General features: G+C 51.3%; 29 protein-coding genes. 16 read left to right on the forward strand and 13 right to left on the reverse strand.

All coding sequences use genetic code 11. From position 1 onward, the window contains the following. Nucleotides 1-75: 75 nt before the first annotated feature. The 4 genes from DWW03_RS07920 to DWW03_RS07935 form a co-directional block, all read right to left on the reverse strand. A complete protein-coding gene (locus DWW03_RS07920; RefSeq protein WP_004303959.1) occupies nucleotides 76-333 on the reverse strand; it encodes a hypothetical protein in 258 nt (85 codons plus the stop codon). Between the two features lie 16 nt (nucleotides 334-349). After that, nucleotides 350-742, reverse strand: coding sequence for a hypothetical protein (locus DWW03_RS07925; RefSeq protein ID WP_004303960.1), 393 nt, complete (start codon nucleotides 740-742; stop codon nucleotides 350-352). Between the two features lie 270 nt (nucleotides 743-1,012). Further along, nucleotides 1,013-1,282 carry a hypothetical protein gene (locus DWW03_RS07930; protein WP_008143004.1) on the reverse strand — a complete coding sequence of 90 codons (270 nt, stop codon included), beginning with the start codon at nucleotides 1,280-1,282 and terminating at the stop codon, nucleotides 1,013-1,015. A gap of 167 nt (nucleotides 1,283-1,449) precedes the next feature. Then, complete coding sequence (locus DWW03_RS07935) at nucleotides 1,450-2,007, reverse strand: hypothetical protein (protein ID WP_259301985.1); 558 nt, start codon at nucleotides 2,005-2,007, stop codon at nucleotides 1,450-1,452. 1,938 nt (nucleotides 2,008-3,945) lie between these two features. Here DWW03_RS07935 and DWW03_RS07950 point away from each other — a divergent pair. From DWW03_RS07950 to DWW03_RS07960, 3 genes are all read left to right on the forward strand, one after another. Further along, nucleotides 3,946-4,737, forward strand: coding sequence for a hypothetical protein (locus DWW03_RS07950; RefSeq protein WP_117700947.1), 792 nt, complete (start codon nucleotides 3,946-3,948; stop codon nucleotides 4,735-4,737). Nucleotides 4,738-5,269: 532 nt separating this feature from the next. Beyond that, nucleotides 5,270-6,517 (forward strand): AAA family ATPase, encoded by a 1,248-nt coding sequence (locus DWW03_RS07955; RefSeq protein WP_004293619.1) that lies wholly within the window; start codon nucleotides 5,270-5,272, stop codon nucleotides 6,515-6,517. Then, nucleotides 6,492-7,124, forward strand: a complete 633-nt coding sequence (locus tag DWW03_RS07960) for an RloB family protein (protein ID WP_004293618.1) — start codon at nucleotides 6,492-6,494, stop codon at nucleotides 7,122-7,124. Before DWW03_RS07955 ends, DWW03_RS07960 begins: the two co-directional genes overlap by 26 nt. Nucleotides 7,125-7,248: 124 nt before the next feature. On the opposite strand, the gene DWW03_RS07965 is transcribed toward DWW03_RS07960, so the two are convergent. The 6 genes from DWW03_RS07965 to DWW03_RS07990 all read right to left on the reverse strand — a co-directional run bounded on the left by DWW03_RS07965 (nucleotide 7,249) and on the right by DWW03_RS07990 (nucleotide 10,463). Beyond that, nucleotides 7,249-7,677: a hypothetical protein gene (locus DWW03_RS07965; protein WP_259301986.1), complete on the reverse strand. Its 429-nt coding sequence runs from the start codon at nucleotides 7,675-7,677 to the stop codon at nucleotides 7,249-7,251. Nucleotides 7,678-7,705: 28 nt separating this feature from the next. Beyond that, complete coding sequence (locus tag DWW03_RS07970) at nucleotides 7,706-7,945, reverse strand: hypothetical protein (protein WP_004293616.1); 240 nt, start codon at nucleotides 7,943-7,945, stop codon at nucleotides 7,706-7,708. 156 nt (nucleotides 7,946-8,101) lie between these two features. Beyond that, the gene (locus DWW03_RS07975) at nucleotides 8,102-8,539 is read right to left on the reverse strand and encodes a hypothetical protein (RefSeq protein WP_117700951.1); all 438 of its coding nucleotides are present in this window, start codon (nucleotides 8,537-8,539) and stop codon (nucleotides 8,102-8,104) included. Nucleotides 8,540-8,541: 2 nt separating this feature from the next. Next, complete coding sequence (locus DWW03_RS07980; RefSeq protein ID WP_004303966.1) at nucleotides 8,542-9,675, reverse strand: phage antirepressor KilAC domain-containing protein; 1,134 nt, start codon at nucleotides 9,673-9,675, stop codon at nucleotides 8,542-8,544. Then, nucleotides 9,662-10,000 (reverse strand): hypothetical protein, encoded by a 339-nt coding sequence (locus DWW03_RS07985; protein WP_004303967.1) that lies wholly within the window; start codon nucleotides 9,998-10,000, stop codon nucleotides 9,662-9,664. Before DWW03_RS07985 ends, DWW03_RS07980 begins: the two co-directional genes overlap by 14 nt. Before the next feature lie 10 nt (nucleotides 10,001-10,010). Next, a complete protein-coding gene (locus tag DWW03_RS07990; RefSeq protein ID WP_004293612.1) occupies nucleotides 10,011-10,463 on the reverse strand; it encodes a hypothetical protein in 453 nt (150 codons plus the stop codon). Between the two features lie 288 nt (nucleotides 10,464-10,751). On the opposite strand from DWW03_RS07990, the gene DWW03_RS07995 reads away from it, so the two are divergent. From DWW03_RS07995 to DWW03_RS08040, 10 genes are all read left to right on the forward strand, one after another. Then, nucleotides 10,752-12,074, forward strand: coding sequence for a DUF935 family protein (locus DWW03_RS07995; RefSeq protein WP_008142945.1), 1,323 nt, complete (start codon nucleotides 10,752-10,754; stop codon nucleotides 12,072-12,074). 224 nt (nucleotides 12,075-12,298) lie between these two features. Beyond that, on the forward strand, nucleotides 12,299-12,934 hold the full coding sequence (locus tag DWW03_RS08000) for a phage minor head protein (RefSeq protein ID WP_008142943.1): 636 nt from the start codon (nucleotides 12,299-12,301) through the stop codon (nucleotides 12,932-12,934). Next, a complete protein-coding gene (locus tag DWW03_RS08005; RefSeq protein WP_008860784.1) occupies nucleotides 12,915-13,493 on the forward strand; it encodes a hypothetical protein in 579 nt (192 codons plus the stop codon). The genes DWW03_RS08000 and DWW03_RS08005 overlap by 20 nt, the downstream gene beginning before the upstream one ends. Then, a complete protein-coding gene (locus tag DWW03_RS08010) occupies nucleotides 13,490-14,194 on the forward strand; it encodes a hypothetical protein (RefSeq protein ID WP_004293608.1) in 705 nt (234 codons plus the stop codon). Before DWW03_RS08005 ends, DWW03_RS08010 begins: the two co-directional genes overlap by 4 nt. A 283-nt stretch (nucleotides 14,195-14,477) precedes the next feature. Further along, entirely contained in the window at nucleotides 14,478-15,716 is a 1,239-nt protein-coding gene (locus tag DWW03_RS08015) for a Clp protease ClpP (RefSeq protein ID WP_004293607.1), read from the forward strand. A gap of 126 nt (nucleotides 15,717-15,842) precedes the next feature. Continuing rightward, nucleotides 15,843-16,892 carry a hypothetical protein gene (locus tag DWW03_RS08020; RefSeq protein WP_004293606.1) on the forward strand — a complete coding sequence of 350 codons (1,050 nt, stop codon included), beginning with the start codon at nucleotides 15,843-15,845 and terminating at the stop codon, nucleotides 16,890-16,892. Between the two features lie 75 nt (nucleotides 16,893-16,967). Further along, entirely contained in the window at nucleotides 16,968-17,315 is a 348-nt protein-coding gene (locus DWW03_RS08025) for a hypothetical protein (protein WP_004293605.1), read from the forward strand. Continuing rightward, nucleotides 17,315-18,667, forward strand: coding sequence for a DUF2586 family protein (locus DWW03_RS08030; protein ID WP_004303973.1), 1,353 nt, complete (start codon nucleotides 17,315-17,317; stop codon nucleotides 18,665-18,667). The genes DWW03_RS08025 and DWW03_RS08030 overlap by 1 nt, the downstream gene beginning before the upstream one ends. Nucleotides 18,668-18,670: 3 nt before the next feature. Further along, nucleotides 18,671-19,126 (forward strand): hypothetical protein, encoded by a 456-nt coding sequence (locus DWW03_RS08035; RefSeq protein ID WP_004293603.1) that lies wholly within the window; start codon nucleotides 18,671-18,673, stop codon nucleotides 19,124-19,126. A 6-nt stretch (nucleotides 19,127-19,132) separates the two neighbouring features. Continuing rightward, a complete protein-coding gene (locus DWW03_RS08040) occupies nucleotides 19,133-19,624 on the forward strand; it encodes a DNA N-6-adenine-methyltransferase (protein WP_004293602.1) in 492 nt (163 codons plus the stop codon). A gap of 84 nt (nucleotides 19,625-19,708) precedes the next feature. Here the strand turns inward: DWW03_RS08040 and DWW03_RS08045 are convergent, their stop codons facing one another. Genes DWW03_RS08045 through DWW03_RS08055 form a run of 3 tightly spaced genes read right to left on the reverse strand, consistent with a single transcriptional unit; the run spans nucleotide 19,709 to nucleotide 22,223 of the window. Beyond that, nucleotides 19,709-20,473, reverse strand: coding sequence for a metallophosphoesterase (locus DWW03_RS08045; RefSeq protein WP_004293601.1), 765 nt, complete (start codon nucleotides 20,471-20,473; stop codon nucleotides 19,709-19,711). Beyond that, on the reverse strand, nucleotides 20,470-21,252 hold the full coding sequence (locus DWW03_RS08050) for a hypothetical protein (protein ID WP_004293600.1): 783 nt from the start codon (nucleotides 21,250-21,252) through the stop codon (nucleotides 20,470-20,472). Before DWW03_RS08050 ends, DWW03_RS08045 begins: the two co-directional genes overlap by 4 nt. After that, nucleotides 21,246-22,223 (reverse strand): hypothetical protein, encoded by a 978-nt coding sequence (locus DWW03_RS08055; RefSeq protein ID WP_004303975.1) that lies wholly within the window; start codon nucleotides 22,221-22,223, stop codon nucleotides 21,246-21,248. Before DWW03_RS08055 ends, DWW03_RS08050 begins: the two co-directional genes overlap by 7 nt. Nucleotides 22,224-22,447: 224 nt before the next feature. Here DWW03_RS08055 and DWW03_RS08060 point away from each other — a divergent pair, with 224 nt between their 5' ends. The 3 genes from DWW03_RS08060 to DWW03_RS08070 all read left to right on the forward strand — a co-directional run bounded on the left by DWW03_RS08060 (nucleotide 22,448) and on the right by DWW03_RS08070 (nucleotide 26,937). After that, nucleotides 22,448-22,804: a hypothetical protein gene (locus tag DWW03_RS08060; RefSeq protein ID WP_008860783.1), complete on the forward strand. Its 357-nt coding sequence runs from the start codon at nucleotides 22,448-22,450 to the stop codon at nucleotides 22,802-22,804. An 11-nt stretch (nucleotides 22,805-22,815) separates the two neighbouring features. Next, complete coding sequence (locus DWW03_RS08065) at nucleotides 22,816-23,001, forward strand: hypothetical protein (protein WP_004293597.1); 186 nt, start codon at nucleotides 22,816-22,818, stop codon at nucleotides 22,999-23,001. A 93-nt stretch (nucleotides 23,002-23,094) separates the two neighbouring features. Next, complete coding sequence (locus DWW03_RS08070; protein ID WP_004293596.1) at nucleotides 23,095-26,937, forward strand: phage tail tape measure protein; 3,843 nt, start codon at nucleotides 23,095-23,097, stop codon at nucleotides 26,935-26,937. Nucleotide 26,938 lies beyond the last annotated feature (1 nt).

A 26,938-nucleotide genomic window follows, 5' to 3' on the forward strand; every position in this document is an offset into this window, starting at 1 on the left:
ATAAAAGCATAGGGGCATTCCGCCCCCATAGTTGTTATTAATTCATATTATTTTGCATGATTTTTTCCGGAACACCTATCCGGCATAGATGTACTTGAGCTTGGGCACTCCGTTCTGGAGCACGGTGAAGGCGTTTTCTTCCACCTGCACGTCCTTTGCCTTTGGCCACCATAGCCACGAGAGTTTCCCGTCGGGTTTGAGGAATGCCACGGCATTACCCTGCACTTTCCCGACCTCACGCACGCCGAGGTCTTTTCCGCCCTCGAACAGCCGGACGCACCGCCACTTCGAGCCAAGCGTCATTTTCCGTTTCACGTCTGCTAATGTTTTCATACTCATTGCGTTTTTATTATTGCATATAAATTCTGCATTTCCGGTTGCACCGTCTCAGGCTGTCCGCCGAGAGCGGATAACTGCGGTTCAAATGGTCGGGAAACCCTTCTCGGAACATCAGCTCCGCCGTAGCGTACTCCTTGCACCATTTCCGCCGACGTCTCCCACGGGCAGGTCTCGTTTCCGGCATCCGCCTTTTCGGAGATTTCGGCACACGCCATTTCCCACCGACAAACACCGCTTCATATTCCCGTTGTAACACGCCGCTGCAATACGCCGCCACGCTGACAGCGGGCACACTTCCGAGCTGTCCCGTCGCGGCAAGGCTGTCAAGCGTATCGGTGGCAGCCTTGAAACTGGCAAAGCACCCGTAACTGCGGGTGCGCTTTGCGTCAAACACTTCTATCATATTTATTCGTTTTATTATTGGCACATCCGTTCTCCGCTTCCCCGCACAGGATAACAGCGGAAGCACGGCAGGCGGTTCCGCAGAACGCCAGACCGTGCTTAACCGTGTTATATACAAGGTAGGCACAACGCCTCACGGCGCAAGGAAGTCATATCGGAGGGAATTTTAGAAAAGTGCGGGCATTTCAGGGTGCAATCCTGACACAGTGTATATCAATGCCCGAAAAAGCGCGCACGCCCCGCAGTTTCCGCAGCACGTGTGCGCGTCATGTCACTCGCCATCGTCCCCGCTGTCAATTCCTGCGGTGATGTTGCATATCTCCTGCAATGCCGATTCTATCTGCACAAGGTCGTCGATGTCGAACTTCACGGCATCGCAGTCCTTCTCCCACACTTGGCGGGCTATGAAGACGGCATCATGCAGCGACCGCTCGGACTCTTCCAGAGCGGTCTTCAGGTCGTCCACGGTGTACTCCCCGTCCTGCGGCGGAGGTACAGTCCCGGCACCGTTTTTTGCCGGGAAATTCTTTTCGCCTATCACGTTACAGTTGCTTTCGCCCGAAATGAAAAGCGCGTATCCGTGGCATACGTCACAAGAACACGCGCTTACGACGGCAGATACGAAAAGGGCAGGCAGTCCCACACGTTCAGCGGGCTGCCTGCCGTCCTTTTGCCTTTTTCGGGCAGGTTTCAGTTACTCCGTTGCCCTTATGCCGCCTTTTTGCTTTCGTCGGCAACCGTTCCGGCAGGCTGTTCCACCACCTTTTCAGCCTTGCCGGTCTTGGTCGTTTTCTCGGTTGGCTTTTCGAGGCTGGCGAGATTCGGGGCGAAATTCATGGCGTTGCGGATAGCCTTTGCAGCGGCATGGATTGTCTTTTGGAAATCACGGTTTGACTTCTCGAGGTCTACTTTGGTCGGCACAAGACCGATACGCGCCCAAACGCTGTCGGTAAGGTCGTACTTCTTGATACGATTTCCCGACTTCTCGCAGATGATGATTTCCGCAGGGGTTGTGGCACGGAATTTCGAGCGTATGCCGTCGGCATCGGCACGCAGTTTCTTTTCCTCCGCAATGGTGTGCCACATAGTTGCGACCATGTTTTTAATCACACGGAAAATCTCGTTGTCCGACTTGTCGGCAGGCTCAAAGTCCGCACCGAAAAAGTGCTGTGCCGTCTGCACGAGTTCACCGTCCTTGTTGGTAGAGTTGTAAACCAACATGATACCTGCAAACGAACCGATGTTTGCATACTGTTCCTTGTTCAATTTAGAAGTTGCCATAATGATAAAATTTTAGAAACACTGCGCAAAATCACGCATTGCGGGCACTCGGGGAGTCGAACCCCGAACTCTGCACCATAGCGCAAAGTGTGGCATTTCCTGCCACGCGCCCAAAAATTTGCCGTGCATTTCACCCTGCACGGCAAAATTTTTCGTAACTTTGTCGCACTTAAAACGTACCCCATAGCAGAGCTATCCAAATGAGCGCATTTTCGGCATATCGTATCTTTGCACGAGTTCTACTCATCGTGTCGTGGCTCTGCGCTGCTTTACTCCAATTTCGGCAAGACGCTTCTCTGGCACGTTCCGGATCTTTTCCAATCCGGCAGCTAACAGTAAGGCGGTGGGCGGCTGGTGATTATGGGCATAACATTGGCAATGCTCTTTTCTCAAGCTCCGTGCGGACTGTTTTTCCGCTACCGTGCATTTTATCTCCGTGCGCACAAGGGCGCAATTATGGCATTATTCTTGCACGTCCTTTTCAGTGGCGGTATTCTCAATACTCCCAGCGACTTGCAAAAGTCTTGACGTATTTCCGGCACTCGGAATAAATACGATTTATCCCGTTCCATAAATTTCCCTACTTTCGTAGGTTGGCAATACTGGTATTATTGCCCCGTGCGAAGCGTGGTTATTTAACGCACTCTTTAAGCGTACCTAAACGCACACGGTGTTGTTTCGGGTGTTACCCTTTGACGGCTCAACAACTCACTTTCGTGTAAACGCCGTTTTTGTTTCTCGCTCTCGGCGGTCTTTGCTTTTCTGTTTTTTAATTCTGTTTTTTACTATCTATTTTTTTATTCGTTTTTCTCCGTACTTGTTTGCCGTTTGTTTGGCTTTCGAGTACATGACTATTATAAAACCGTTTTTCAGAACTGCAAAACTTTTTGAGAAAAAAAATTTGGAACGTTCCAAAAACAGCCTTTTTGCAAATATGGAACGCACGCGCGCGAAGGGGATTTGTAAATAGTTGAATATCAATAAAATAGAAAAAATGATTTTCTTTGAAAAAAATTTTTCCTTTGCAAAAATCAAAAAAGCCCCGTTTCAACGTATGTATAAAATCAAAATCAGTTTTGTCTATTGATTATCAGATTATTAACTGCTTAAAATGGATAAAATAGGACTGAAAAGATTTTTTTACTTTCAATTTGTAAGCAAAGATAATGTAAAAGACGTTTTTAGGCTTACTTTATACAAAAGTAAACCTAATAAATTATTGATATTCAATGGTGTAATAAAAATAAAAAGATTAGGGAGGGTGTACCCTCGGGTGCGGATTCGGTCTCTGTCCTCGGGCCGTTTTTTCAAGTCCGGTTTTCCAAAACGGCTCAAAATGCGGCTTTCGGATTGAAACTGTAAGCAGGTATCAAAAAATATACAGTAAAGTACTTGTATTTATCATGGTTGCTTAAGGTGCTGGTGTTCACCATGTCCCATATTTTTGAGATATTCTCACTTGTGGATGCCTGTCCTTTCAATTTTCACGGGTGTACAGACTTTCTGCACAATTTCCGGGTTCCGGCTTGAAGCTGTTTTTTAGATACGCTGAAAACGCATCAAAAAATATATAGAGACACGTCGGTATATTGACTGTTCTTAACCGGATTGGACGACGGAAAAGGAGGATGTGTATTCCTGTCATTCAGTATGTTCGGATATGCTTTTCACAATCGGACAATCTTGTAATGTTTTGTTCCTTAATCATATAGAATATACAGAACGAAGCTATCCACATGGATTCCGACTTATTTGTACGGTTTTTGTGACTTTATACAGGAAACCGTGGAAATGCAGAAGAAATGGGGTTCAGTCACCTGCCTTTTTGGTGAATTATACGTATATTTGCCGTATTGTATCCACTTATGTATGAAGTATGGCATTTTGCTGTTACAGGAAATATCTGGATAAAGAATCGAAAGAATGGAATCATATCATAAGAAGAAAATCGGGAGTATTCCGAAAGACAGCACGGGTGGGTCGTCCATTCGCAAGGGAATGGTCGTCTTCAACGGTGGGACATCGGAAACCGGACTTGTGGGAGATGTCACGGGTAATTGCGTGTCGGTTCCGGTAAGGATGACTGCGGGCAGAGAACTCGTTACCGATGACGCGGTCATGTTTCTGAATGATTGCCGGGAAGCGAGCGCAGAGCAAAAGATTGCCCTCCAACGCCTGCTGAACGAAGGCCATCTTGCATGGGACAAGCGCCGGGGTGTATGTTCGGAATCTCTCTATGCTCCCAAAGACGGGCAGTTGGTAAAACTCAGCATCCTGGATGAGCATGTAATACTGGGGGCTTTCAAGGAAATCGACGCAAAAGGACGTGTTGTGCTGTATTGCCTGCTGGATGAAGACGGGAGCCTGCGCTATTCCCTGCATGAAACAGTCGGGTACGCGGTGAATCTCCAGATACTGCCTATCGGAACCAGTGGCCGCGGCAGGTTTTCCGATGCCTTACGCCAGAAAGGGCTTGCATGGAACGGACGGCTGAAGGAACTCGAACGGCTGGCAACACGTGTCAGACGCGGTGACAAGTACTATTACCTGAATGACATACTGGAAATCCGTGAATGCAGGGACAACAACAGGCCGGCAGACAGGAAACGGTTGGAATGCGGGAACTATTTCATGGAGCGGAGAGATGCCGAACTGGTACGTGACTGCGTACGCTCTGTCGTAAGGCTGAACCGCGACAAGGATGCCAGACGGTAAGAGGGTGACGGTATAAGGTATTCGTTCTGTTTCTCTCTCTTGTATCTGGGGAGGAAGTGGTCCTTTAATCCTCATCTTATCCGTTTTCAACACTTTCCGATTCAAAAAAACAAAAACAGACGGCGTGCCGTCTGTCATGATTTGTTTCTTTTTTGGTATCTTTTTTCTTTGCGTCAAAGAAAAAAGTACATCTTTCTTCTTTCTTCTTGTATAATACTACTTATAGTATTGTTGCTACATTTGTAACACCCCTCCTGTCAGATACACGGTACATTTGTACCACATTGAAAGGAAAGATGTGGCGAATTTCGCGTCTTTCCACCCAAATTCCACTATCGGGAGCATGAATCGCAAGCCGATGTTGCCGCTTCGGAAAATTGCAGTCGCCTTTTGCAGGGCAGCATTGCAAGAACGAAAACGGTCTGATTTTCACGTGCAGGAAAATAACCGCAAAAAGAGATCCGATAAAACATCTATATATGAAAAATATCCCATATATTTGCATAAAATTTACATATAACTGCGATATAATATGATTATTCAGTTCACAGTCGAAAATTTCCTTTCGTTCAAGGAGCCGGCGACCTTGTCTTTGGCTGCTTCCGCGCTGAAAGAAAAACAGACCCGGTCCGATGAGATTGTTTTTGAGCTTGAAGGTACGAACCTCTCTTTGCTGAAGAGTGCGGTCATCTACGGGGCCAATGCCAGCGGGAAATCGAATCTGGTCAAAGCGCTCGATTTCTTCAAATGGTTTGTCATCAATTCCTCCAAAGGCGTGCAGTCCGGCGAAAGCATACGGGTGGAAAGTTTCCGTCTCAACCGGAGGACGGAACAGGAGCCCAGTTATTTTGAGGCGGTCTTTGCCGACGAAACGGTCCAATACCGCTATGGGTTCGAAGTCGATGAAAAACGTGTACACCGGGAGTGGCTTTATCAAAAGGGCAACAAGCGCAAGGCAAAGGAGGTGGAGCTGTTCCTGCGTGACGGCGATGAGTATGAACTGCATCCCAAATTTTCGGTCGGCAAAGAGGTTGTCGCCAAAAAAATGGTGCGCGACAATGCGCTGCTTCTTTCCGTGGCAGCACAGTTCAACGAAAGCGTCTCAGTGGAAATCATGGGATGGCTGGCCAACACCACGATTGTTCTTGGCAGCAGCGACGAGCGGATTTGGGAAATGGCGATAGCCCAGATCGATGATCCGTCCATGAAAAGGCGTATTGTGGAGTTTGCCCGGTTTGCAGACTTCGGAATCGACGACATACGCAAGGTTGACAATACAGTCATCAGTTCACACCAGCAATATGACGAGGAGGGCAACGCCACGAAGACGGTCACTTTCCCGTTCCGCGTAAACGAGTCGGAGGGTACGATCAAATACTTCTCGCTGGCTTATCCTATAATCGACGCGTTGGATCATGGCAAAAGGCTGGTTGTCGACGAGTTCGACTCGAAAATGCACCCTCTGTTGACCAGTCGCATCATCGGGCTGTTCAATTCCAGAGTGACAAATCCCAGGAATGCACAGTTGATTTTCACGACACATGACACCAACCTGCTTAATGCAAGCCTGTTCCGCAGGGATCAGATCTGGTTTACACAGAAAGATTCGTTTGGAGCCTCGGAACTCTATTCGTTGGCGGAATACAAGGTTCGCAACAGTGCACCTTTCGAAAAGGAGTACCTGATGGGGAAATATGGCGGTATCCCTGTCATCGGCCAGTTTGAACGGTTATTTGACCTGAGGGAGGAAGAATATGGCAGCACGGACGAACAAGCGTGATCCACGCGCGGCACGGACACTCAGGCGTATCAGTTTTGTCCGTGAGGTCAAACAATCCTTCCTGATCATCTGCGAGGGGGTAAATACGGAACCGGATTATTTCAATGCGTTTCGCCTGACCTCCGCCAATATTAAAGCGGTAGGCCAGGGACTCAATACGGTAGGTCTTGTCCAAAAGGCTTTACGGATGAAAGAAGAAGAGCGGAAGAAAGGACGCGAGTATGACCAGTGCTGGGTGGTATTTGACAAGGATGACTTTCCCGATCGGGATTTCAACCGGGCTATCGGTATGGCGGAAGCCGGTGGCATGAGGGTGGCATACAGCAACCAGGCTTTCGAGTATTGGTTCTTGCTGCACTATAACCTGGTACAAGGCCCGATGCACAGAAATCAATATGAAACAAAGCTATCCGGCTTGTTGGGCTTCTCCTACAACAAGGAAGCCGGTACAGGCGGTCGTGTTTTCAGGGAGCTGGGCGGTAAACAGGCTCAGGCCATCACGAACGCAAAAGCCGTATTGCGCCGAATGGAGGGAATACCGCCGGCACAGGCGGAATCTTCGACAACGGTGCATCTTCTTGTGGAAGAACTGAATAAGTATATTTAGCATATTCTGTCGTTTGCCCGGATAATATTGTACCCGGCTACCACCTCCTTCCGGTTTTATCGGATTTTATGTCGCAAAAACACAAAAACAGACGGCAAATCACAACGATGCCGTCTGTTTTTATTCATTTACGTTCCGTGGACAGATACGCCCAAACTTTTCGGTGTCTCTCTTTCCATTGGCTGACCTCTTCGTCAGAGACGGATGCCACGGTCCTTTTTTCCACATCGAACATCCGATGACAGAATGCCCTGGTAGAAAAAGGATTTCCAAGTTCCGCCAATATCCCTACAAGCCGGTTGTAGGAATCCATGTGCCACAGGTAATCGTACATCCCGCTGACCGGCACCCGTTCAAGCAATCCCATACGCGTTGTCTTTTCCACGCACTTGTCGAAAATCCGCGAACCCATCTCCATGTTCTCCATGTAGTACCGCTTGCTGCGCAAGGTGTCGTAACCTTTTTCACGCAGGCGTGTACGGTCTGCCATGTACAGCATGAAGATGACCTCTTCCGGGGTGAACGCGCCGACCAGCCCGGTGAAGCATTTCATAAACGGTATCACGTGTTGCCTTTTGTCGTCATTCCCTTTCATGTCCGTTTTCGCGTTCGTTCGTCCGTAATGTTTCCGCTTCCCCGTCATCCTTAATCGACGGATTGACATAGAACTGGCATATCCTGCCGTTTATCATCGGTTTATACACGGCGTATCCCAGTTTTTTGGCGTAACGCCCCACGGATACGCGGTTGGCGAACTTGCCGGTATGTTCCGTCAGGTGTTCCGACATCTCCCCGACGGTCATTCTGCTTTTCAGTTTCATATCATTCGCGTTTAAATGTTTTCCTGGTAAAGGATAGCCACGACTAATACGAACTGTTTGCAAATGGTATGAATTAATAAGAGGCGGTTCCATGAAATCGGCAAAGGAGGAATCAACCGGTTATACTGATACTTCATTCATGAAACCGTCCCTCATCTATTTTCCCATTATCCGGACAATCTCCCGTATCGTGTCGAAGTTCCGCTCGTCCAGCCATTCTTTGGCCACGTTCCACGAGAGCGACATTCCGAACTTCAGGTTCTCCATGGTGATGGTATGGTGCGACAACCTGCCTTCAGTGGGCTTGAGCCCTGCCGCATGCAGTTCACACAGTCCGTCCTGAAAGAATGTGCACCCGCCTGCTTCCTGTTTCGCCTGTACCATCGGCACGATATACGGGATTTTTCCCAACAGCAGGCCTACCGCCCACTGAGTGGGTGCAAGACGCTCCCTGTATCCGGCTTTCAGCAACCGGAGGATGTCTTCCGGCGTACCGAGGCACGGTATCCGGCATTGCTGCCTGCACAGACGGCAACGGCACTCTACCGGCCGTCTTCCTGTCTTGCGGATGATCCGCTGTAATGCCGTTTCCATCGCTATGCACCCGGTGGGCAGTATTCAGGGTTCCTCTTGCGCCACAGTTCTATGATACACTCCCGTCCGGCCTGTGTCCATCGTTTGGTGGATCCGAAAGTATATACCTTGCCCCGGCTGTTCTCCCACGTGTAAGGCACATCGCATTGCCAGGCCCGGCAGGAAGGAAAGACCACCCATTGCCGCTTCTCGTACTTGCAGATGCCCTCTTCGGCAAGGAACTGGTGCAACTGTCGCGGCGATATGCCGAGTTCGTCAGCGATGCGCGTGCTCTTGAACCAGTCCCTGTTCTCGATAAACTCCTCGTAGAATACGATTTTCGGCAGGGATTCACTCACCACCTTCCGCAGTTCCAGAATCAGTCTCGTCGCCGATTCCATATCCTGCGGCATGGGACAATCCATACAGGGCAGACCGGGTGCCGCCACCCTGGGGCGTTCGCGTACGATTGTCTTCCCTCGTTTCACGGAGAGTTTGCCGATAGCCTCGCCCAACCATTCCGCCAAAGACAGGTCAGGGGCGATCCATCTGGCCAACGGTATGACAAGCGGTGATTCCAACCAGGTCGCACCGTGCCCCCGCCCCCGTGTGGTGAAGACTTGCGACTCGTATTTCCCGGTATGTCCGTTGCCGGCCATTTCCCTGCGGAGCATATCCGTGGAAGCGATGCGTAGCCATTCAGACGGGATTTTCCCGAAGTGCATCGTGATCTGCGTGGCGTTGACCATCAGCTTGTCGCCGACACGCCGGAACGTGACGGGGAACCCTTCCTCGAAGTGCATGACGATGTCGTCCTGCGGGACGGCGTGCAGCTCCCCGGCTTCCAGTTCCAGAAGCTTGTTGCCCCACACTTCCAATTCATCAAGCAGGTCACGGGGTATAATAGTCTCCTTGCGTACCAGTTGTAAAAGCCGGCGCATATCGATGGGACGGAAACCCCACTGTTCCCTGCCGTTTTTCCGGAAACTGATTTTCAATGCCGTCGGGCAAACACGGGCGATGGCGCCGTTTTCAAGCAGTTCGTCCCGCTTGAGTATATCGCATATATCCACGGCGCAGATATGGAGCTGGCCGTTATGGTTCCGGGAAACCCTTATGTTCCAGTCCCGGAACGGAACATTCCTATTTTCCCTCATAGGTATTTCCTCCTTTCTTTTGGTTATCAGACTTACGTTTGTTTTCAAGCAAGGCTCTCTTATGTGCCATCTTGCGCACCGGATAGTACGTGCGTTTCTCGCCGCAAAGGGCGTCATAATCTTTCAGCATCAGTGTGCCGAGGTCGGCCAGCTCGATTTCCACATCCGGATGCAGATGCCTGAAATAGAGTCCGCCGCTGCATACATACTTGCCCGTGCAACAGAATGAGATAGCCTGCAAGTTGCCTTTTGTCAATTCCGCCGCGCTGTGCAGCGAGCGCGTGACCGCTACAAGAACCTGTGCCCCGTTGAAGATGAGCACCATCTTGGGTCGTTTAAATGTGCTGCGTCTCATGTTGTTCTAAAATTTGCGTTAATTCCTCCTTTGTAAATCTAAGACCGGCAGCCTGTACCAGCCAAGTGTCTGAAACCGTAAATCCACCGGACAGCAGTTCGTCCACGCGCTCCAGAAGGTAGACACCGAACGCGGGATCGATGTAAACGACAAATAATAGAGCCAGACATTCATCAATTAACAGGTGTCCCGACGCCTCGTCACGGATGATCATCTTTTCCCTGTCTATTCCGTAGGCGTCTGCCAACGCCGTTGCCCAGTGATGGAAAGCGACACGGAAATCACGGACATTATGCCGGCGTGCATCTCCTTTGGCCTGGATGAAGCGTGTCGCGTCGAAATAGACCGGTCCGTCTTCCCGTAACGTTCCGAAAAGCAGATCGGGGAACTCCCTGTACCGGATTATCCGGCAGGGAATCTTTTCTTCTTTCATGTTCTCTTTTTCATTGTTCTTGGATTTGTATCTAACGTGGTGCAAAGATATATCTTTTTAATATGAAATACACTATAAATATATACATAAATTACACTTTTAATAAATTGTTAATCACTGATAATAAGATATTTACAACATAAATAAAACCGAAATATCTATATATTTAAGTTGTATATTTCGGTTTGTAAATCAAGCATTAAGAGTCCCGTTCTCCATATATTCTTTTAGCCGTAAAAACCTCTCTTGAGGATTGTCTCTACTCTTTGAACAAGAAACAAAAAAATTATGGCTACATCGGACAAATCATTTAACGGGGAACTCTTGGAGAGTATTTTTAAGACCTCCAAAAAGACAATTCAGGAGTATGTCCGCGAAATCGAGCGCAACAACCGCTACCGTTCATGCCGTCAGGATACCGGCTCGGGATATATTCTCGATGACCGCGCCCGGCTCATTGACCTGTATGAAGCCTGCCTGCAACAGGACGCTCATATACGTTCCGTTGTCGAGACACTGGAAAGCCAGATTCTCGGCGACCGCTATATGCTTGCCCGTGTAAACGAAAAGGGAAAATACATCAAGGACGTGGCGAACTCCCTGAAGATACAGGGTTCGCAGTTCGACAAGATAATCAAGGGCATAGTGGAATCCAAGCTCTACGGGTACACCCTGCTTGAAATCATGCCGCATACTGACCCCAGAACGGGCAGGCTGGCGGAAGTCAACATCATCGAACGGCGTAATGTGTTGCCGGACCAGAAAACGGTACTGAAGCGGCAGGGACTGTGGGAGCCGCATTGGGATTTACATGACCCGGCATATTACCGTTGTTATGTACTGGTAAACTCCGGCGACTTGGGACTTTTTTCCGCCACGACCCCTTTGATACTGGCCAAGAAATTCACGGTGGCCAACTATGTGAACTTTTCCCATACTTACGGACAGCCGATTATCCACGGAAAGACGGTCAGCGAGAGCAACGCCGACCGCAAGAGGCTGGCTAACGAGATAGCCAACGCGGCACAGAACAAGGTGGTGGTTACCGGCATTGAGGACGAGGTCGATATCAAGACATTCACCATGTCCAACTCGGAAAAGATATATACCGGGCTTATCGAGTTTGTGAACAAGGAAGTTGCCAACCTCGTGCTCGGCTCCGAGTCGATGGCCGGAGGGATGCAGTCGTACGTGGGTTCCACGAAAGCACACCAGGACATTTTCCGCGACCGTATCGAAGTCTACCGTCGGTATATCGAAAACGTCATGAACGAGGAGATAATCCCCCGCCTGGTGGCTATCGGGTATATCCCCGGAGGATTGGAGTTCCGGTATTCGAACCGGATAGAGATGAGCAACGAGGACCGCATCAAGCTCTATTCGCTGATCACGGACAAATATGAAGTGGCGGCCGATGAGATCGAGAAAGAGTTCGGTATCAATGTGGGCCGGCAGCTCAATGTTATCCCGGGATTAGGTTTCGGAGCCGAAGGCGGCTCATCCGGTCTCAGCCACAACGACCGGGGCATCATGTCGGACGAGGAGTATTTCCGGCGTTACGGACGCCCCCGGGGGGCGAAGGTCGGAAATTTTCTGCGGGGAGCGGAATAGAAGCCCGTCTTCCGCTCCCGGACAACGCTCCGTTCAGGGCTGTCAGGGCATCTGCAACCACGGAATCCGATACGGAAAAGGAGTATCGTGTCATTTTCGATGCATTCCGCAGGCTGATCCTCTATTGGGAGAACAGCGCGGAACGTCTCGACATTATAGAGGACATCATCACCCTGCGTGCCTCTTTCCTCATAGACCGTGCGCTGACAGGTCTGCGAATCGATATGGACCGGGCATTGGAGATACTGAAAAATCACAACTCCTTTACAACAGAGAGGGAACGGCAGCAGCGTGACATCCTGATTGCAGCTATAGACAACCTGGTGGATTTTGCCGCGGCAGAGGAGTATGCCATGCTCGGGGAACTGCCCGAGACAGCGGATGAACAGGACATGGAAGCATACGAAAAGATATGCCGCAGGTATAACCTCGTCCATGCGGAGGAAGAGAACAACCAGGTATTCTTCGCGGCCTCGATGGCCGCATGGTGGATGGCGGTGGATATGGATACCGTGCTTACCTACATGACACAAGGCGATGAACGGGTACGTGCCTGGCATCTTTCATTGGAAGGGATTTCCTTCCGCAAATCCGAGTTTCCTCCGGAGCTGATACCGCCGATCGAATGGGGATGCCGCTGCTTTCTGGTCGCGGAGGGGTTCGCCGCTGTCCGGGCGGCTTTGCCGGATAAGGGAGACTATCTGGAAAAGGTGGATCCGGTCTTCCGGGAGAGCCTGGCAACCGGCGGGCGTATCTTTTCCGATGCGCACCGCTATTTCTCCGTCCCGCTTCCGGGTTACATGAATGATATTGTGAAACGCATTAAAGGAAAGTTCGCCTATGCCCAAGATAACGCTTGATGAGTTTTGCAGCCACTGGGTAAGCAGGACCAGTACGCGCGTCATGGCCAGCCGGCTGGAGTTCAACGTATTCGACTTCGCAACTGCTGCCGGTGACTATACCAGGCAGCAGTTCGTGTCCTCATTCGCTTCGGGGGGATTCAACGGTAGCAAATGGGCGCCTCGTACCTCCAAATGGGGAAAGAGGTTCACCCATCCTCTCATGAACGATACGGGGACTCTGGCCCGGAGCATACAGTCGGAAGCCGGCCGGACAGACATAGTGGGACGGCGTTCGGACCGTACGCGCATCTTCCGGAAAGGCGCCAGGTATTGCATGTGGACTACGGAAAAGAGCTTTCCAGTCAAGGGCAAGCGGGGACGCAGCAAGGAGCGTTACGGGCATTATGCCGCCATACACAATACCGATCCGAAGTTCGGGCTGTACACGGTAAACCAGTATTCCACGCGCCGTCCCGTACACCGGCAGTTCATCGGATTCTCACCGAAGACGGACGACTATATCGCCGCCCATTTCATAGATATGATTTTTAAAGGATTTCCACACCAGCCGTTATGATAAAAGACAAACACCCAGCACCACAGCCCGCACAACCGTCGGCACCGGCGGAGAGCCTGCCTGAAGAAGTTTCCGCGAACCCTTTCGTGGAGATATACCGGGCCGTTAAGCGGGCTGTCCTGACCCTGCGGGAGAATCCGGACGACCCGTTGTCGCCGCCCCTGTTCAAAACCGTCGCTATCGACAACGGCCAGTTCGCCCGCATTGTCCGTGACGATAACACGGAGTATGAGACTGTGTTCCCTGCCGTGTTCATCCACTTTATCAACGTGAGGTACCTGGTACAGCAACAGCGTATCGGTGAGGGACGCGCCACCATGCGCGTGCGGTTTATCCTGAATACGCTCAACAATGCGGACGAAGACAAGGAATGCGAGGCGTTTCTGGTCTTCCAGCGGCTCAATGTAGCCATACAGGATGCCAAGAACCATGAGCCGGCGCTGAGCGAGCGGTGCAACCTGACCTATTTCGACATGCCGCTTTCAACCAATATGTTGCAGGCGTACTGGATAGACTACGAGGTATGGTTCAGGGAATCTTCCGCGTGGAAATACAGGGACTGGGTAAAAAGGTATGTGGTCATGCCCCCGTTCACCCAACACAGCGATGCGCCGCAACATGACAGCGGCGGACACGGCTTCCATCCGCGTCCGGAACATGACGAAGTATCTGGTTTTTCGGATACTGGATCGGAAAATTGAAATCCATGCAGGAGATTTATCCGCACTGCGTATAAACAGACATGAATCAGCAGATAATACAAGACTCATGATACATTTTCTGTACTTGCTGAATTTAGAATGTTCAGCATGCCGGTCTTGATACAAATAGTTGCAACCGGTCTGTAATTTGAACAATCTATTATACTGTAAAGATAATCGCATTTCCATAAATGGATGGATTCTCATATTTCCACTTCCATAAATAGCAGTGCAAAACCTTTTCTTTTTCCACCGCCTACTCTTGTTCAAATAACCCTTGCATATGGATATGAACACACTTCAATATGTCGTCGGAGAGGCGAAGGCAGGCCAGCCGGCTGTTATCCGTTTCTTCGGTCGCGTGACGGAAGAGACGACCTCACGTTTCAATGACGAGTTCGACTTTTTGGAAAATATCATCCGTCCCTCCTGTATCCGCGTGTTGATCAACTCGGAGGGCGGCAGTGTCCTTTACGGCATGTCCACCTATTCCACCATCGCCAATGCCACGGTGGATACGGAATGTATCATCGAAGGGGTCGCGGCATCGATGGCCTCCATCATCTGGGCGGCGGGCAAGCGTTCTCTCATGCGTGATTATGCCATACTGATGATTCATAACCCGATGTTGCCGGACGATGACGGAGGGGAACCGTCGGACATGGTAACGGCTTTTACCAAACAGATCGAGACGATTTACCGGAAACGGTTCGGCCTGAAAGCGGAGCATGTGCGGGCCATCATGGACGGACAGGCAGGAAAGGACGGGACCTATTTCGACGCACAGGCTGCCGTCAAGGCCGGCATCATACCTGCGGAGCATGTCATCCATACCTCGAAGCAGCTTTGCCGTAAAGTGCATGACGAGATAGAAGGATTGACCGATACGGCCGCCATCCAGGAACTGATGAGCCGTGTCAGCGCGGGAAATAAACCTTTCAAAGGCATTGAACCTACTCTTACAGAAACGGAAAACGATATGGCAAACGAAAACAAGACACAAGGCTTTGAGTACGGGGCGATTGCAGCCTCGCTGGGCATGAAGGACGGTGAGGTCAAGGACGTGATGGCACGTATCTCTGAACTGGCCGCGATGGAACCCAAATACAGAGAAATACAGAAATCACTGAGCGACGCGCAGACCGTCATCGCCGGAAAAGACGCCTCCATCCGGAACTTGCAGACAGACCTGGCCGCAGCGACGGCACGCCTTTCCGCCTACGAGCAGAAAGAGAAGGACGAGCAGGCTTCCCGTATCGAGACATTGGTGGAGAATGCCATTGCAGAAGGCAAGATTGACCGTGAGGCGAAAACGCAGTGGGTGGAGATGGCCGGTTCCAACTTCGAGTTGGCGGAAAGCACGCTGGCTTCCATTCCCGCGCGGGAGAAAATCTCGAAGGAAATCGCCGATGACCCTGCCAACATCCAGGCCACGGCGGAAGCGACAAAGACCGCCGAACAGCTGATGGCCGAGAAGGTGGCGGAAGTGGTCGGTGCGGATTTCAAGTTCCGAAAGCTCTGACAGACTATCCGCGGGCGTCCGCCCGATTTTAACTGACATGCCGGAGACCGCAGTGTCTCGCGCGGAAACAGCAGGTATCCGCCAGTCGGCCGAGTTTCATTCTTCAACGGAAAACTTAAAACGACAATGGCTGATACAGTAAACTTTCTTCAAAACGGGTATAGCGGCGAAGTACTTGAGGACTTGCTGACCTATACCGTGCAGGGCAATGATACAGTCCGCGAGGGACTGATTCATATCAAGACGGGCATCCAGCACCGCTATACGCTTCCTGCCATCAAGCTGGGCAACATTATCCAGGACAACGTGCCGACCCCACAACCCATCCACGGAGCCAAGGGCGATGACGGCACGAACGAGTACCAGTTCACCGAACGCCATCTTGAGCCGTCCGATTTTATGGTCTATCTCGAGTTTAACCCGAGGGACTACGAGAAGTACTGGCGTTTCGCGCAGCCGGAAGGCAATCTCGTGTTCCGCGAGCTCGACCCGAAAATCCAGGCGACGATGCTCCGTCTCCTTATGGACAAGAAAAACGAGTATATCGGAAACGCCATCTGGACTTCCGCCCGCGGAGGAGAGACGGTGGCCAAGATTACCGCACCGGAAGGCTGCACGAAAATCGGAGCCAACAAGGAGAAATATTTTGACGGGGTCATCAAACGGATCCTCGACAATGTGAACTCCTCCGATGCCGAGGTGGTTGCCGGAGGGCAGTGCATCATTTCGGGAACGACCGAGCTGACGGACGGGGCCGCGGTGGAGGCGGCGCTCTATGCGATGTGGAGGAAATGTCCGAAGCAGATCCGAAAGAAGACATCTCTGACCTTTGTGGTCGGATGGGACGCCTGGGACGCGTATGACCAATATATCTCGGACAAGCAGGTCAAGTATTCCGAGAATACCGAGGTCAACCGCTATCGCTTCAAGGGCAAGCGCATCGTCCCGGTCGTGGGAATCCCCGAACACACGATGGTGCTCGGCGAGTTCTCCACCGGCATGGACTCCAACCTGTGGATGGGGGTGGATTACGCGAACGACACGGACATCCTGAAAATCGACCGTCTGCAGGCCAACTCCGAGCTGTTCTTTTTCCAGATGCGCATGAAAATGGACGTGAACATCGTCCGCCCGGCGGAGATCGTGGTCCATACCGCCTACAAGAAGAGCGAATAACACACCTTTCTTCATTCTCAATATCCACCCGGGGAGCGGAGGCAAGGCCCCGTTCCCCATTTTCATTCTACTGTTATGGCAAAGAAAATCAACACGGAGGAAACTCCGCAGACAGACAACAATAATATTCCTGCACCGGAGGCTCAGGCGGTGCCCGTTCCGGAAACGGCATCGGAAAACCTCGGGACAGGCGGCGAGACTGAAGACAGGCTGCCGGCCAAGACCGCGGGGAAAGGGAATGCAGGGTCGGAGGAGACGACAGAGCCTCACATCCTGTCCCTGTTGAAAAAGTTCCCGGCATATCCGTCGCTGTACATCGACACGCACGGAGGAACCTATGCGCCGGACACGGCGGCCGCCATCAGGGGCAAGGCCGTACTCTACAGGAATCCTTTCTACAACGAACTTAAAAAGAAATCATAATGGCACTCGGTAATGTATTTATCAAGGATGTGGACGGCAATATTCCTTACGATACCGGCTCGTCGGGCGAGAAGGTGACGGGACTGCTGTTCGACGTGTCCCTCCAGCCGACGCTTTTCACGGAGGGGTATGGTAAAACCAATGAGACCAGGCTCAAGCCTGGCGATGTCTGCTACATCACCTCGTTCAAGTCCGCCGTGAACGACTTCGGTATCATCGAACGTGTGGAGGCAACCGACGAGGAGGAGATGAATGTCAATTTCCTGCACGGCATCCCGGCATACCATATCCGTGAATTTTTCCGCATGTCCGGCAATCCGGGCGGTTCAGGAAAACTCTACGTGATGTTCGCGGACTGTTCGGCGAACTGGGATGCGCTGGAAATCATGCAGCGTGCTGCCGGGGGTATGATCAACCAGATAGGCATATGGACGGAACAGCCGCTGTGGAAAGCGAACGGCGCATCGGAACAATACAACCTCAATCTGGTAAAGGGGCTCAACGACGTGGCCGTGGGGCTTGCGGAGCAGAACCAGCCGCTCTCGCTCATCCTTTCCGCCAATCCTTCCAATACGGGGGCGGATACGACTGAGGGGCGTCAGATTGACCTGAATAAAATACCTTCATGCATCTGTGAATCAAGCCGTATCAGCTGTATATTCGGCCAGGCGCATCACGAAAAGATCTCCACGATGCAGATGTGCAACAGGAACCATACGCCCGTGGGATTTTTGGGAGCGGTTATGGGAGCCATAGCAAAGGCCAACGTGCACGAATCCATCGCATGGGTCAAGCAGTTCAATCTCTTCGCGGACGATTTCCAGGAAATAGAGTTGGGGTTCGGGGACATCAACCTCGACGAGGCAGAGGAGAACTTCCTCAGCCTGAACCGGTACGAGTCACTCTCCCCGTCACTGCTGGACGAACTCGACGATAAGGGGTATATTTTTCCCATCAAGTATGCCGGCCGCGAGAACGGGATCTACATCTCGAAAGACCAGACATGCTCACATGGGGATTTCCGTACCATTGCCCGGAACCGCACCATCAACAAGAGCCGCCGTGCCGTGCGTGCAGCCCTGCTGCCGTATGTGAACTCACCGCTGATGGTCAATCCTTCAACCGGGTTCCTCGCCCCGTCGAAGATTACAGCTTTCAAGACACTCATCGGGGATATACTGGCCAAGATGCAGGCGGCGCAGGAAATTTCAGGATACGCCGTCACTATCGACCCGAACCAGAACGTGTTGGTGGACGACACGCTGCGCATCTCCTATGTCCTTGTCCCGGTGGGCGTGGCCGTGAAGATTTATGTAGAGGAAGGACTGTCATTAACCGCAAATAAGACATAGCATATGGCAATAATCAACAATGTAGCATACTCGTGGTCGATGATAACCCTGTCATCGACCGCCCTGGGAATCGATGAAGGTTCCACGACCCTTGAAGGCGTGTCGGCCATCAAATGGTCGAAGAAGCGCAAGGTCGAAAGTAACTACGGCATGGGAGGACGGCCGGTGTCGAGGGGGTTCGGGAACATTACCTATACGGCGAGCATCACGATGGACTATGCCACGCAACAGCTGTTGCGTTCGGTGTACGGCTCGCTGCTCGAAATCGGCGAGTTCGACCTGATTATCAGCTTTGCCAACCCGATGGCCGGCGAGGACTGGACAACGACGACCGTAACGCTCAAAGGTTGCATCTTCACGGAGGATTGTCTCGAGTCACAGCAGGATGATACCAATATCACCCATGAATTCGATCTCAACCCGTTCGATATCCAAATCGGCTCGGGTGATACAATCTAAGCTGTCATGGATGTAACTTTCGAGGGGAAATCTTCTACCGGAAAGAACGAATGGCTCACGCCTCCCTGCCTGCTTCGGAGGCTGGGGCCGTTCGATTTGGATCCGTGTTCGCCCGTAAACCGCCCATGGGATACGGCGCGACATCACTATACCATTGAGGATGACGGCCTGCAACAACCCTGGTTCGGACGTGTGTTCTGCAATCCTCCCTATGACACTGCACTGATTGTCCGGTTTATCCGCAGGTGTGTCGAACACAGGAATGCCGTCGCGCTCACTTTTGCCCGCACGGACACGCGCCTGTTCCACGAACTGATATTCCCAAACGCCGATTCAATACTCTTTATCAAGGGACGGCTCAGTTTTTACCATGTTACGGGGGAACAGGGTGGTACGGCCGGAGCGCCGTCATGCCTGATCGCCTTCAACAAAGAAAATACCGCGGTTCTGGAAACATGCGGTATCGACGGGAAGTTGGTGAAGCCACGACTTCAATAGTCAACCATAAATTTGTTACATAATAACCCGTCTGTTTGCCGGATATTGACCTTGGCTGACAGACGGGATTTATGTATGGCAGACTTAAATCGAAATATGCGCTTCCTTATCGAATGACGTATGCTCGTTACTGAACACATAGCCCAACTGGTTGCATATGCACCGGGTGTTTCCGATGACCTTATTGATATTGCGGTGCGAGTGGCCATATATCCAGTATTCAATCGGGCTGTCTGCAATGAAACCGCCAAGCTCCACGGTAAATGCCCCATTGAGCGGACTGCCCTTGAACTCCGGCGCCATCAGTTCGAATGACGGTACATGATGAGTGGCGACAATGAGATGTCTGGCAGTACTTTGTTTTACGCTCTGTTCCAGAAAACGGAAACAGCGCGAATGTTCGTCATTGAACCTTGTCCAGTCCAGCGGTTCGCTGCCGTAACGCATCCTGCGGAAATCTGTGATGGCTGCCTCAGTTTCATAGGCATCCTGCAACAGGATATGTGACCACAGTGTGGTAGCGATCAATTCTATATCGTTACCCAATGGGATAACGGCATTATAGTGGCAGGTGATGTTTTCCCTGATTTTGAGCGACCAGCCGTTATACAGCTTGTCTATGTCGAACATCTTGTAAAACTCGTGGTTTCCGGGAACCACGATGACCCGGCTGTAATTTCCGGAAGCCCAGTCCCAGAACGGATGTCTGGAGTAGTTCTCATCTCCGATATATCCTATATCTCCGGCAAGGACAAGCACTTCTCCGGCAACAGCCAGCGGGTTGTGCTTCAAAAAACTGCTGTTCTCCCGAAACTCGAGATGCAGGTCGGATGCGTATTGGATTCTCATTGTTGTGTTATGAAATTGGCTTCAAGTTGTTCCAATAACTGTTCTCCGGAAATGCTTTTAAGTCCTGCCGATTTGAAAAAATCAGAGTTTGGCACTTCTTCTTTGACAGCCAGGCAAAACCTGTCAACATCTTGTTTAAGCGAATCAGGAACTTCGTAGGTGTCGGCAGGAGCAAGCATGGCAACCAGCCGGAATACATCTTTCTTGTGCTTGACGATATGTTTGCTGTCCACTTGTTCTCCATTGCTTTTCCGCTCGGTCATTTCTAAATAGGCCCTGCATTTCAGACAGATAAGACTTTCAATGTTCGCAATATGTACGCCCTCCTCCAACGTGCTGTGTTCAATGGTATAATTATAATAGTCATCATCCATCAAAATGGCTGACAGACTTGACAGGTCATCATCAACCGGAATGGGGGTAATGTGGGCATCGTCCGGGAATTTGACAACCCCGATATTTCGTGAAAAGAGTTCTATCTGATACGGGAAATCCGGATTTCCCGGTTCCTTGAACCTGTAATATTCATGCCTGCATTCCCCGTTCCCGGTTCCCTTATTCCTTTGTCTGTACCCTGCGGTTTTTACAAACTCCCAGAATTTTGCAGCAAAATCCGAAGACAGCGCCTCCACAATCAGTATAATGTCTATGTCCTTGGTCGCCCTTGGAGTTTGTGCATATATTTCTTCATGCATTTCACAGGCAGTACCACCTATGATGACATAGTTTCCTTCATATCCGGTGAAAAACTCCCTGAATTTATCAATTCCTCTTACCATATCATATTATTTATCATAGTTTCCAATTCTATTTGAATGCGTTCATCATCCATATCCTTCATGGCCAGAAATAAAGACAATTTGTCTACAATGCCGTTTTTTGAGAAAAAACATGGATTGTAACGCCATATCTCTATGCGGGTCTCGCCATATTCCTTGTCTGTCCGGATTTGCAACCGTCGAGCTTCTTCTTTTGCAATGGCATAAGTGTCATTTTTTTCCTTGTTCAGCATTGAATATTCCGACAAGGCATTTACTCCACTAATACAAAATACTTCATCAGGCAGACTATCGGTATATACAATCCGCTCGATGGGGTTCGCCAGGAACGGCAACATCCTGTCCCATAATTCACGCTTTTTGAACTGAAATATCATACTCTTTGTCTTGCCGCCGGATAAAGCGATAACTTCTTTATCTTTCAGCCATCTGACCGCCCGGTTTACATTGGCATACGACACGTTGAAAAGATCTGCAATATCATAAGTTCCTTTCCCTTCGAGAGACTTTACTTCAAGATGATAAAGGATTATGCATTGGGCAATTGCAGGAATCTGCGTTTCTTCACCTCCCCCGATATTATTTTTATGCGGTTTCAAATCTATCAACAAATCCGGTATGAACATTTGCTTTTGCGGTATGATGAAATTTACACGATGTCTGACAAGACGCCGTACATTATAGGCCGCCACTGTACGCAATACAAATATTACCGGGCATTGGGCTTTTCGCTCAACCAGTTCTTTTTGTTTCCGCATCTGCCCCGGAGTATATGCAGAACTGTCTGCACTATACAGAAGAACTACGTCATGCCCCAACAAGTTAGCCGTACAAAATGTATAACCGGCAGTAATATTGGCTGGGAATGTATGCAAGACATCCTTTTCGACCGGCCTGATGTCCGCCCTCAAATCAAGCAATTCAGCGATGTACCGGCTTGTCACATCTATAAAATCATCTATTTTGCACATAATCATTTATGTTTGAGAATATGCAAAATTAACGATTATATACTATATATCAAAGAAATATATGAAATATATTCAGCGAAATTTCCTTTAAAGACTGATCTGGGAATATCAGGAGCAAAGAAGTTTTTTGTATAACATATGGATTACAAGTGAATAAGAACCGTGTCTTCAACCTTTCCACGATTCTTTGTCCTACTCTTTCGGTGAATCAAAACAAATTCGATATGGACGAAAAAATGCTTTCATTGGAACAGGAGATCAAGATCAAGGAAAAAGCCCTCAAACTGAAAGAGGAGAAGAAACTCCGCAAGATTTGTCCGATGGTCGTTTTCGGAGACACCGCAAACGGCGAGAAAGAGATTTATGTGGCCTACATGTCCGAACCGAGCTTTCCGCAGTTCAGCAAATTCATGGCCGCTTCCAAAAAGGACGAGGTAATCGCCATGCGCACGTTGGCCCGCGACTGCTTCGTGGACGGAGATAAGGAACTCGTGGACGACGAGTCGCTCTTCCTGTTCGGTCTGATGGGACAGCTTTCCGAGCTGATCACCACCCGCCAGAGTGTCCTGGTAAACTTATAAGCCGGTGGGTAGTGACCGACGAGCAGCGCATCCGCCAGCGGATGATCTATGTCCGCCACTACTTTCCCGGCGTCAACCTCGACACGATTTCCGACGAGGAGTTCGCGATGCTTTCCGAAGAGGCGTTGTGGCTGCACGAGCAGATGCTCATCAGCCGTATGCCCGTTCCGATGTCATTGCCGGAGAGGACTCCTTGACCTGCCGCCGTAAGCTTCCGGTTTGCGGCGGCCTTCGTTTCATAATCTCCGCCCTTGCGGAAAGACTATTCTTTTAACGCAGTACCCATTACCATGGCTCAGGAACAGAACTATCAGGTCAACTACTCCATCAACGTGGATGCCTCTCAGGGCACCAAGCAGGTTATCGCCTTCGGTGAGGCGGTAGGCAAGCTGGTACAGGCGAAAGCGTCCCTGACTCCGGCCGTCACGAACATCAAGAATATGATGGACGAGATAGACCGCGTGTTCCGCACCAAGAACGGCAAGAAACGTAATTTCGATTACCGCCTGACCATCGATACGAAAAAAAGCGAAGAGAAGCTGGAACGTATCAAGGGGTTACTCACGGATATTTCCACGCTTTCCAAAGGCATCAGCCTGACCATCAATGCCGGTCAGGCTTTGGACAGCAAGAAAATCAAGGCCAACGCCAAAAGCCTTTACGAGAAAAAGGCTGCCGAGATGCGCAAAGCGGAGATCGAAAAGAATGCCGCCTCGTCCGTTGGCACGATGGCAGACGCGCAGAAACGCATTACCAAAGCCATCGGGAAAATCAACTCCGCCCTGGTTTCCATGGAACGTGACCGGGAACTGCAAATCAAGACCGGGACGGCGGAAAACAGGTTGCAGCAGATACTTTCCCTATTGGGTCGTATCAAAAGTGCTTCTGTCATTTCTTTCAACATGCAGGGAGGCATACCATCCGAAGGACTCACACCTTCCGTTCCGGTGCCATATGCTCCGCAGGCCTTCGTAATGCCCGAAAAGGCCCGGCAAAAACTGATGGAACGGCTTTATGCAGGACAGCAGCTGCATCGCCAGAAACTGGTCCACGCGGAGGAGCTCTTTACCGCAGACCAGCGCCGTAAGGCGGCTCTGGCAGAAACCGCCGCGGCGGAAAAGCGGCGTGCCGATGAAGCGCGGGCTAAAGAACGGGAGTGCAAGAATGCCGCCCGTGCTGCGGAGAAAATACGCCGGCAGGCAGAACAGGCACGCCGTAAGGCAGAAACGGAACGTATAAAGGCCGAGCAGGCTGCAAGACGGCAGGAACAGCGCAATGCGATGCAGTCCGTCAGGCTCATGCAGCGGGAACATACTGCAGCCGGTACGCTCTACCGCAGTAAACGCCGTGCCGCCATCAACCGTATCCAGTATTCGAAAGCGCCGTCACTCAGGAACCTCCCGTTCGCTTCGATGCTCAATGCCTATATGGGTTACAGCCTGATCCGTTCGGAACTGACGAAGGCCATCGACTATTCCAACATCATGGAATCGGCACATTCCATCCTCCGTGTGGCGGACAGCGACCTCAAGACATTCGAGACCCGTTTTGACAGTATGGCCCGTCATGTCCGTAAAATCGGCATCGACACGAAATACACAGCCGTGGAGATTGCCGGTGCCGTCAAATACCTGTCGATGGCGGGCATGAATATCGAGACAATCAACAAGTCCATCCGCCCGATCACGAACCTGGCACTTATCGGTGACAACGACGTGTCGTATATCGCCGACCTGGCCACGAACATCATGGCCGGTTATGATATCCATAACGACAGCATGGACAGCGTGGCGGACATTATCTCCTCCACCATTTCCCGCTCGAATGTGAATATCGTGGAGATGGCGGAGTCATACAAGATGGCTGCCGGTTACCTGCGTATGGCGGGCGTGGACTTCACGGAAAGCAGTGCCGCCATCGGTCTTTTGGGCAATATGGGTCTGAAGGGAACGCTGGCGGGAACCTCGTTGCGTGCTCTTTCCACACGTTTTGCCAAACCTACCAAGGAGGCACAGGAAGTTCTGGACCGCCTGGGCATCCGGTTCACGGAAATGCGCGACATCGAGGGGGTGCAGGTCGAGAAACTCCGTCCTATAGCGGACATTTTCGAGGAATTGAACAAGAAGGGCGCGTCGATGGCGGATGTCCAGGCAATCTTCGGGAAAATTGGCGGTAACGCGGCGATGATGTTCCTGAAGAACTACGACAAACTACGAGAACTGACTTCATATAACCGGGGGTCCCAGGGCGTTTCCTCAGAACTGGCATTGGTAAAGCAGAATACGACCAAGGGATTGTGGGCGCAGGTGACCTCCCAGCTGACCGAAGGGTTCATGCAGGCATACGAGGTGTTGGAACCCTCTATCCGCACTGTGCTCCGCACTTTTCTGGCAAAGTTCAAGGCTCCGGAATTTACCCGTGGCCTGGTGTCCATCGGGAATGCCTTGTTGGACATCTTCACCGTGATCGGCAATATCGGCGCATGGGTGACCCGCAATTTCCATTGGATAGAACCGCTTGTCTTTACAGGCGTTGTCGCGACCCGGCTGTTCAAGGTGGCGGGAGCCCTGACGAATATCGGCATCGCCATGGGGTTTATCGGCAAACAGTCTGCGGCCACGACATCAATCAGTGCCGTGCAGGGGCTGCTGGGGGCGGGTGGTATCGGTAAGGTTTCGTTTGCCCAGAAGCGGGCCATCGTGTCGGCCATGCAGTCCGCAGGCGTGGCGGGACGGGGAGCGATGAACCGCGCCTTGATGGCCGGGGGCGGTGTCATCGGAGCCAAAGGAGTCCTGCAGTCGCTGTTTGCCACACAGGTGGCTACCGGCAGCGGACTGACCGGTGCTGCCGCCTCGTTGAGTGCCATCAGTACAGGCGCGGTTGCCGCCACGGCAGGTATAGCCGCATTGGTCGGGACTTTGGGATGGGTGGCTTACAAGACCTGGAAGATAAAGGAGGCGAAGGATGCCGTACTGGAAGAGATCGAATCGAACCGCAAGTACCGTTATCCGTCCATAGAGGCACTTTACTCCTCCCTGAGCGAGACCTATAACATGGCTGTCAAGACAAAGCGTGCCGTGGACGAGGTCGTTGCCGGCAAAAGTATCGAAGAGGCTTCGGGACATAAAATCGGAGCCTTCACATCCAACTGGTGGGCCGGGTTCTTGGGGGAATTTGCCATCGCTTCATCTGAGGGGATGGTATCGCGAGACCATGTGTATAACATGGACAAAGCCCGTCAGGATGACATAAGGGATGCGCTTGTCACCCTTGCCAAACGCGACAGCCAGACACGTATCGATGCCGCGTACGCCGAGTTCGGGAAGATGGGTACGGTATTGGAAGTGGACGCTTTCCTCAAGACGGTAAAGGAGCGTTTCGGGCAACAGGAGAAGGATCTCGACAAGTCTTTGTGGCGTATGCAGGATGGCAAGGCCGTCTATGTGAATGATATCGGGGACAGGTCGGAAGCGGTTGCCGCCCGCACATACGACTATGCCCGGTACATGAACACGCAGACCGTTCCGGAGATTGTGCGTGCCGCCACCGCTTATCGGAATGCCATATCGAGTGCCGCCAATGCGCATGAGCTGATGCGTAAGGGAGGGTTCGACTTTGACCAGTTCAGGGCCTGGGGATTCGAGCAGGACGAAAACGGGCTATGGAAACAGCGGGCACTGGGGCAGAACGCCACCGATGCGCAGCGTATAGACAACATCGCGCATCGCAAGCTGGCACATACGACACTCGTGAAGTTCTTTTCATCGCTCCGGCAGACTTTCGGAGGTTCGGCGGAGGCAGCCGAGAACATCCTCCGCGTGGCGGGCTTCACTCCCGACCAGTACGGCAACGAACCGGATTCCAACGATACACGTCCGTTTGCTGCCAACCCGATTACCAACACGCATCTGGATGACGGAGGGGCCGGCGGCAACTATTCCGGCACGGGGCGGTTGTCCTCGGCGGCACCTAAACAGGTCATCGTGAACATAGAGAGCCTGCTCAGTGTCAGGACCATCGACCTGATGAAGTCGAAGGAGGGGCAGACGGAAGAGATACAGAACCTGAAAGAACAACTGGCACAGGCGCTCATCGATGTCGTGCATGACTTCGATGCCTCCTGGAACGCATAAA

It is taken from the genome of Alistipes sp. AF14-19, from assembly GCF_003461645.1.
In the GTDB taxonomy this organism is placed as follows: Bacteria; Bacteroidota; Bacteroidia; order Bacteroidales; family Rikenellaceae; genus Alistipes; species Alistipes shahii.